Origin of the sequence: Planobispora rosea, assembly GCF_014648175.1 — a bacterium.
In the GTDB taxonomy this organism is placed as follows: Bacteria; Actinomycetota; Actinomycetes; order Streptosporangiales; family Streptosporangiaceae; genus Planobispora; species Planobispora rosea.
On record NZ_BMQP01000096.1, the window covers coordinates 1 to 6603 of the forward strand.

Annotated in this window: 7 protein-coding genes; 3 read left to right on the forward strand and 4 right to left on the reverse strand. The window is 68.2% G+C overall.

Going from position 1 to position 6603, the window contains the following annotated elements:
* Positions 1-209 precede the first annotated feature (209 nt).
* Positions 210-1124 (reverse strand): LysR family transcriptional regulator, encoded by a 915-nt coding sequence (locus IEZ08_RS38660; RefSeq protein WP_068920576.1) that lies wholly within the window; start codon positions 1122-1124, stop codon positions 210-212.
* 89 nt (positions 1125-1213) lie between these two features.
* Between IEZ08_RS38660 and IEZ08_RS38665 the strand changes: the two genes are divergently transcribed.
* Positions 1214-2134 carry a zinc-binding dehydrogenase gene (locus tag IEZ08_RS38665; RefSeq protein WP_189244212.1) on the forward strand — a complete coding sequence of 307 codons (921 nt, stop codon included), beginning with the start codon at positions 1214-1216 and terminating at the stop codon, positions 2132-2134.
* A gap of 145 nt (positions 2135-2279) precedes the next feature.
* On the forward strand, positions 2280-3161 hold the full coding sequence (locus IEZ08_RS38670; RefSeq protein ID WP_068920574.1) for a hypothetical protein: 882 nt from the start codon (positions 2280-2282) through the stop codon (positions 3159-3161).
* Positions 3162-3229: 68 nt separating this feature from the next.
* Here IEZ08_RS38670 and IEZ08_RS38675 read toward each other — a convergent pair whose 3' ends face one another.
* The 3 genes from IEZ08_RS38675 to IEZ08_RS38685 all read right to left on the reverse strand — a co-directional run bounded on the left by IEZ08_RS38675 (position 3230) and on the right by IEZ08_RS38685 (position 5243).
* Positions 3230-4024: an MOSC domain-containing protein gene (locus IEZ08_RS38675; RefSeq protein WP_068920573.1), complete on the reverse strand. Its 795-nt coding sequence runs from the start codon at positions 4022-4024 to the stop codon at positions 3230-3232.
* Between the two features lie 314 nt (positions 4025-4338).
* Positions 4339-4758, reverse strand: coding sequence for a hypothetical protein (locus IEZ08_RS38680; RefSeq protein WP_068920572.1), 420 nt, complete (start codon positions 4756-4758; stop codon positions 4339-4341).
* Positions 4759-4769: 11 nt separating this feature from the next.
* Positions 4770-5243, reverse strand: a complete 474-nt coding sequence (locus tag IEZ08_RS38685) for a hypothetical protein (RefSeq protein WP_141703477.1) — start codon at positions 5241-5243, stop codon at positions 4770-4772.
* Positions 5244-5760: 517 nt separating this feature from the next.
* Between IEZ08_RS38685 and IEZ08_RS38690 the strand changes: the two genes are divergently transcribed.
* On the forward strand, positions 5761-6171 hold the full coding sequence (locus tag IEZ08_RS38690) for a DUF4189 domain-containing protein (RefSeq protein WP_141703475.1): 411 nt from the start codon (positions 5761-5763) through the stop codon (positions 6169-6171).
* The last annotated feature ends 432 nt before the right edge of the window (positions 6172-6603 follow it).

Consider the following 6603-nt stretch of genomic DNA (forward strand, 5'->3'; position numbering starts at 1 on the left):
TCAACGGCGACGGCGTCTCCGACTACACCGAGTACCAGGGCCCCTTCCCCACCGCCTGACGAAGTCCCCACGCGCTGGGGAACGCACCCGGAGAGCCGCTGTTCCGGGCCGTTCTCCTGCTGCCGGTCACCATGGTCCGTCTTCTCCTGCGGTTGCGGCTGCGCTGACAGCGCCTTCGGCCCCGCATCGTCTCGTGATCAAGCGTGGGCTCAGGGAAGCCAGTCGCGGTGGGGGTCGTACTCCACCCAGCGGTTTCGCCGTCCTTCGTCGGCGATGGCCGCCAGCAGGGAGTCCAGGAGCCGGTGAGTGTCGTCTCGCCGCCACAGGAGCGACCACGCGTACAGGGGCGTGGGCTCCAGCAGCGGAATCGAGCGGATCCCCGGAACGCCGGGGAGCGGGCTGTCCGCGGGGAACAGGGAGAAGCAGTCGGGCTCGGCCACGATCTGGGCCGCGAAATGGTCGAGCCCCAGGTTGGGGCCCCCGGCGAGCCTGCCGATGCCGAAGTGGTCGGCGAAGTGGCGCAGGAAGTCGAGACGGTCCAGCGGTCCCGGTATCCAGAGCACGCTGTCACGCAGCTGGCCCGGGCGCAGGTACGGCTCCGCCGCCAGCGGGTGATCGGCGCTGACGACCGCGTCGACCGGCTCCAGCCGTACCAGGCGGTGGGCGAGCCCGTCGTCCAGGGGCGGGTGGACCCGGCCGAAACCGGCGTCGATCTCGCGATGCAGGAGCGCGGCCGACACCGACGGCAGGTCACGTCCGTGCCCCAGTTCCAGATCCAGCCGCTCGCCACGTGCCGCCACCTGGGCGAGTGTGCGCATCGGCGCATAGAGATGGCCCCAGACGTCCACCTTCAGCGGCCGGCCCGCCTCGACGACCGCGGCGGCGGCCTGCTCACCCGCGGCCAGCGCTCGCCGGGCGGGGTCGAGGAAACGCGCACCGGCCTCGGTGAGCCGCACCCCGGGGCCGCCGCGGTCGAGCAGCCGTACACCGAGCCGGGCCTCCAGCGCGGCGATCCGCTTGGACAGGGCCTGCTGGGAGATGGACAGGTGCCCGGCCGCCCTGCCGAAGTGCAGTTCCTCCGCCGCGAGTACGAACGCGCGGACCTGTGCGAGGTCGAGATCCACGGCCCTCACCTTAGGGGACAACCGTCGGTTGTCAGCTCCCCGCACCGGTTGTTGGCCACCACGCGTGCCCGGCGGCTTCCATAGTCGCCATGAAGAGACTGACAGCCACGGGCGACCCGTCCAGCCCGGTGGAACTCATCGAAGACGACCAGCCCACTCCCGCCGCCGACGAAGTGCTGATCAAGGTGGAGGCGTTCTCGGTCAACAGGGGCGAGACGTTCCTGCTGGAGAACCCCGCCCCCGGGCTGCGCCCCGGCAAGGACGTCGCCGGACTGGTCGTGCAGTCGGCCTCCGACGGCACGGGGCCCGCCGTCGGTACGCGCGTCGTCGGTCACCCCGACGGCGGGGGCTGGGCCGAGTACGCCACCGTGCCGACCCACTCCCTGGCCGTCCTGCCGGACACCGTCGGCGCCGTCGAGGCCGCCGCGCTTCCCCTCGCCGGCATCACGGCGCTGCGCCTGCTCCGCGCGGCGGGGCCGGTGACGGGCAGCCGCCTGCTGCTCACCGGCGCCTCGGGCGGGGTCGGCCACTACCTCACCGAGCTCGCAGCCAACGCCGGTGCGGAGGTCACGGCGGTGACCGCCACGCCGGAACGCGGGCAGCGGCTGGCCGAGCTGGGCGCCACGCATGTCGTGACCGACCTCGCCGACGCGCGCGGGCCCTTCGACCTGGTGCTGGAGTCCACCGGCGGCCCGGCCCTGCCCGCCGCGCTCGCCCGGCTGCGCCCCGGCGGCACGCTCATCTGGTACGGCCAGGCCAGTCGTACCCCGGTCACCCTGAACTTCTTCGACCTGTTCGACGGCCCCGAGGGCGCGAGCATCAGGCACTTCCACTACGCCGGCGCCCCGTACCGCGCGGACCTGGAGACCCTGGTCCGGCTCGTGGACACGGGACGGCTGCGTCCGGAGGTGGGCCGGGTCGCCGACTGGGCCGACAGCGCCACCGTACTGGTCGACCTGCGGGAACGACGCGTCAGGGGCAAGGCCGTGCTCACGGTCGGCGGGCGGTGATGAGCGCCGGTGCGGCGGCCGCCGGATACCGTGCTCCGGCGATCGCCGCATCGGCCCACCCCGGCGACGAAGGAGACGTACGATTTCGGTGGAGCCGAAGCCTCCGCCGCGTGCATCAAAAGCCTTGAATAAGGACAAACTCTCCATGAGACGATGGGCTGCCCTGACGGTCACCGTACTGCTCGCGTCCCTACCGGTTGCCACGGGTCCCGCCGCCGCGCAGGCAGGCGCCCCCGATCCGGCCCGAGCGATCAAGCGGCAGCTCCGAGACGGGCACGGCGTCCGGATCGCCGAGACCAACCGCTACTTCTTCGGCGAGAAGTCGACCGTCTCCGGGAGCGGGACCCGGATCAGGGGCCGCCTCCAGCTGGCCCCGTCGGGCCCGGTGGCCGCGGCCTTCACCTGGTGGAACCTCTCCCCCCCGAAGGGCGCGGGGCGCCCGTCCGAGAAGTCGGCCCCCTATCGTGTGATCCGCGTCGGCAAGGACGCGTACGACGCCGCGGACCGGTACCCCGGACCGGTCCCGGACGGCAAGGAGTGGATCCGGTTCCCGAACAACCACAGGGGAGCCATGGCCCGGGACATGGCCCGGGACGCCAGTCTGCAGCCGATCGACGTGTACGACCCGTCCATGATGCGGGCCGTGCTGAAATGCTCGACGCGCAAACCCTCGTACGGCGGCTTCCTCTACCGGGGCACGATGAGCTACAAGGAGCTCAGCAAGGCTTCCCGAGGCACCGCCGTCAGCTGGACCTCGGGCAGGCCCATCACCGCCACGAGCAAAGGGAAGATCTCCTGGCAGCTCTGGGCCGGCCGGGACGGCCTGCCCAAGCGCCTGGTCACCACCGACACCGCGGGAACGGTCAGGGACCCGCTGGTCAAGCGGAGCGACACGCACTACACCGGCTGGGGATCCCCCCTCGTCATCACCGCCCCGCCCGCCGACGAGGTCATCGACGAAGACGATCTGCTGGAGTACATCCGCAGGCAGAACGAGCCCATCCCCCCGGACGACGGGAACACCTGAGGCACCCCGGATCCGGGATCCCGAATTCTGTTCCTCTTCGTCGCGGTGGCCCCCAAGCGCCTGACCGGCTAGCCCGGCCGGACTCCGTCACCGACTCTCAGCTCGCCGAGGTTCCTGGGCACCAGGCGGATGCCGAACCAGGTCTTTCCGTCCCAGCGGCGGTGTTCGGCCAGGGTTCTCAGGGGTTCCTTGCCGCGGGCCTGGGTGTCCGGGTCCCAGAGGGTGGCGGCGCAGCGGTCGCACAACTCCGAGACACGGAAGTCGATCTCTCCGATGCGGACCGACGTCCAGGTGTCCTCCGCGAAAGGTTCCGCGCCGTCGATGACGGCGTTGGGCCGGAAACGGGTGACGTCGAGGGGCTCCGGGAGGTGCTCCCGGCGCTCCATGGCTCCTTCGGTGATCCAGTCGTCCAGGCGCTGGAGCGAACTCCTGGAGACGAGCAGGAGAGGTCCGTCCCAGAGCCCGCCCTTCTCCTCGGTGCTGGCCCGATCCCTGGGGTCGTCCAGCCAGATGAGGCGGGCGGGTTCGCCGAGCAGGCGGGTGAACCATCCGTGAGCATCGGCGTGGGCGAGCACGGCTCGGTCGAGAGCGGCCGAGCCTATCGGGATCGTGTCGCCGGTGGCCGGGGGAACGTTGAGTTCATCCATGCCCCTCGCCGACAGGTGGAGGCCGCCGTCGGAGGTCTCGGCGGCCGAAACCGAGAGGAGCCGGGGATGTTCGCCCACCCAGAACGCTTCTCCCAGCGGGTTCACCACGGCCCAGCGGCGGTCGCCGTCCAGACCCCAGGGGAGGACCTGAGCGGATGAGCGGGAGATGCCTCTTGTGGATTTGATGGGATAGGTACGGATCTCCGCTAGTTTCATTGGACAAGAATAGGAGAAAGCGCTCTCTCGGGATATGAGGGCGTTTCCATGAGATATCCGGATTGGGATATCGAACGTGATCATTATGGATGAGCGACTGCGTCTTCTGCAAGATCGCGGCCGGTCGGCTACCGTCCCGTCGGGCCCTGGAGGACGAACACGCCCTAAGGCCCTTGAACGGCGTAATGCCTGTTCAAGGGCCTTCTGCGTGGCGGGGCCGAGAGGACTCGAACCCGCCCCGGGCTTTCCCGCCAGCGGGCTTCCTGCCCGGCTGGCCTGACGTCCGGCGAGGGGTGACTCCCCATTCGCGCGGATCAGGCGTCAGGGCGATCGGGGGACCAGTAACCGGTCTCGGTGTGCGTTGAGATCGGTGATCTCCGCGGGGCGCCACGCCGATCGGAGAGAGAGATCCGACCATCCGCCGCCCGGGCGAGCCGGATCTCCAGGAGCGACGAGTGGATGTCTGATTCGAAGATTTCCTCGATGCACATGGTGATGTGCTTGACCCGGATTCGATCCTGCGCATCCCGCGGTGAGGCGGAGAGGCCCGGGATGTCATGCTCATCGAGTTGCTCGGAGTAGGCGGCGAGAAGGTCCGGCTCCAGGACGACACGAACCGCTCGATCGTCATCTTGGATTTCGAAGGTCCCCGACCCGGGATCCAGATCAGAGATCCGGTGCCGCCGCCCGATAATTTCAGATATGCCGCTGAAAAGCGGCTCGCCGCCTGCCATTTCGATTCCTGTTACCGTACGCAGATAGCACTGCTGGGATAGGCGGTGATGACGCGGCCGTCCATGGCACTGTAGATCACCTTGAAACGCTGCTGCCATACCAGGCGGCCGTTCCTGTCGTGAAGGTACAGCATTCGGTCGCGGCAGCCGTCGCCCTGATCGACGATGACGTGGTCGGGGTCCTGTACGTTGTAGTGAATGACCCAGTGCACCAGGTCGCTCCAGTTGAGCCCGCCCGCCCTGGCCAGGTTCTGGAACTCGTTGTAGTGTCGATCCTTGATGTGGCGGTAGCCCCAGCTCGCGTTACCGCACTTCAGGTTGATTCCCCCGAAATCGTAGACCATCTTGTATTCGCTGGTTGATGTGCCGCACGCTCCCCAGTTAGGCCTGGGGCCCAGCTTTTCCGCCTGTGCGGGCGCCGACATCACCGCTACGATGCCGAGCGAGAGGATTACAGCAAGTAGTCCGCGGCGTAATTGCCTCATCTAGATACCCTTTGGTGAATGGGCGCAATCACGCCCCCGAGGCTGATTGGTCGACATTTACAATTCACTCTAGTCCCGCTCTTTCGGCCCCGTCAATGCGACACGGGAAAACAGCAGATCATCCCTGTTGATCGGCACTTCCCGGCTCCGGTCCCCACTGGGTCTGGACGGTTCCTCGCAGGTACGGCCACCGTGGATTGTGACGTGATTATGGTGTGGCGTGATGGATACAAGCTCGTTGACGAAATCATCGGGCACGCGCTTGATGACACCGTCGCCACCATGACCAGTGCAGACAGCGCCGGATCGGCCACGTCGCCCCGTCCGCCGTATCCCCGTCCCGGGCTGGCGGCGGAGGCAGCGCTGCGCGGTGGCGGCCGTCGGCTCTCGACGAGCCACGGCCGAGCTTCTCCTTGATCACCCACCGGTTTAAGCGATCTGCAAGCGGTATGCCCCAGAATCTCCTCATCAGCACGACGCTGCCGTCCGACTGGACGACACGAAGGGGAAAAACACCATGCAGTTAGGCAAGAAGCTCACCGCCATCGCCGCTTGCGCCTTCATGGCGAGCGGGGTGCTGGCCGCGGCGTCCCCCGCAGCTACTGCCGCCACGACGGGGGAAAGTGCAAGTGCAGCGCGTTACTACTACGGCGCCATCGCCGTGTCGCGGAACGGCGACGTCGGCAGGTCCTGGGACTATGGAACAGAGCGCAGCGCCAAGCGGCGGGCACTGAAGGAATGCGGCCACTCCAGCTGCAAGGTCCTCACCACCTTCGTCAACGGTTGTGGTGCTGTCGCCTACAACTCCAGGAGAAACGTCTACTGGGGCGGCCGGGGAAGCACACCCGCCAAGGCGAAGCGGAACGCTGTCGCCAACGCCGGCGGCGGCCGCTGGATCGCCTACCAGTGCACCAAGCGATACCGCTAGCTCCATGCGTGAACGCCTGACGGGGTGAGCACGTCAACCGGAACGCGATCCCGGCCGCCGAGGCTCTCGCCGAGCGGATCGAGACGGCCGAGCACGTTCACGCACTACTTTGGAAGGCTCTCGAAGACGCGGTCACCGTCGGCGAGAGCCTTCCGGACAATCCGGCGGCGCGGACGGAGTCGCCCCGCGTCGAGACGGGCGAACTCGGCCCCATGGGGACTCCGCCCACCTCCGGGATGACCTCGATGGTGTCGGAGCAAGGTCGTCGGCGGCCGGGCCTGGAGGCTGAAGCGCGAGCCCGCTGACGCCCGTCAGAGTACGTTGCTGCATTTCGCTGCTGCACGGAGACCAAAAAGGCCCATCCCGATGATCGGACGCTGTTGGTAAATAGGGTGCGGGCGTGACGATGGCCTGTACGACCCCGTTGGGGGT

Bases quoted from the DNA above. Each gene is read 5' to 3' on its own strand.
- IEZ08_RS38680 (WP_068920572.1), bottom strand. From the start codon at position 4,758: ATGGCAGGCGGCGAGCCGCTTTTCAGCGGCATATCTGAAATTATCGGG.
- IEZ08_RS38690 (WP_141703475.1), top strand. From the start codon at position 5,761: ATGCAGTTAGGCAAGAAGCTCACCGCCATCGCCGCTTGCGCCTTCATG.
- IEZ08_RS38685 (WP_141703477.1), bottom strand. From the start codon at position 5,243: ATGAGGCAATTACGCCGCGGACTACTTGCTGTAATCCTCTCGCTCGGC.
- IEZ08_RS38670 (WP_068920574.1), top strand. From the start codon at position 2,280: ATGAGACGATGGGCTGCCCTGACGGTCACCGTACTGCTCGCGTCCCTA.
- IEZ08_RS38665 (WP_189244212.1), top strand. From the start codon at position 1,214: ATGAAGAGACTGACAGCCACGGGCGACCCGTCCAGCCCGGTGGAACTC.
- IEZ08_RS38675 (WP_068920573.1), bottom strand. From the start codon at position 4,024: ATGAAACTAGCGGAGATCCGTACCTATCCCATCAAATCCACAAGAGGC.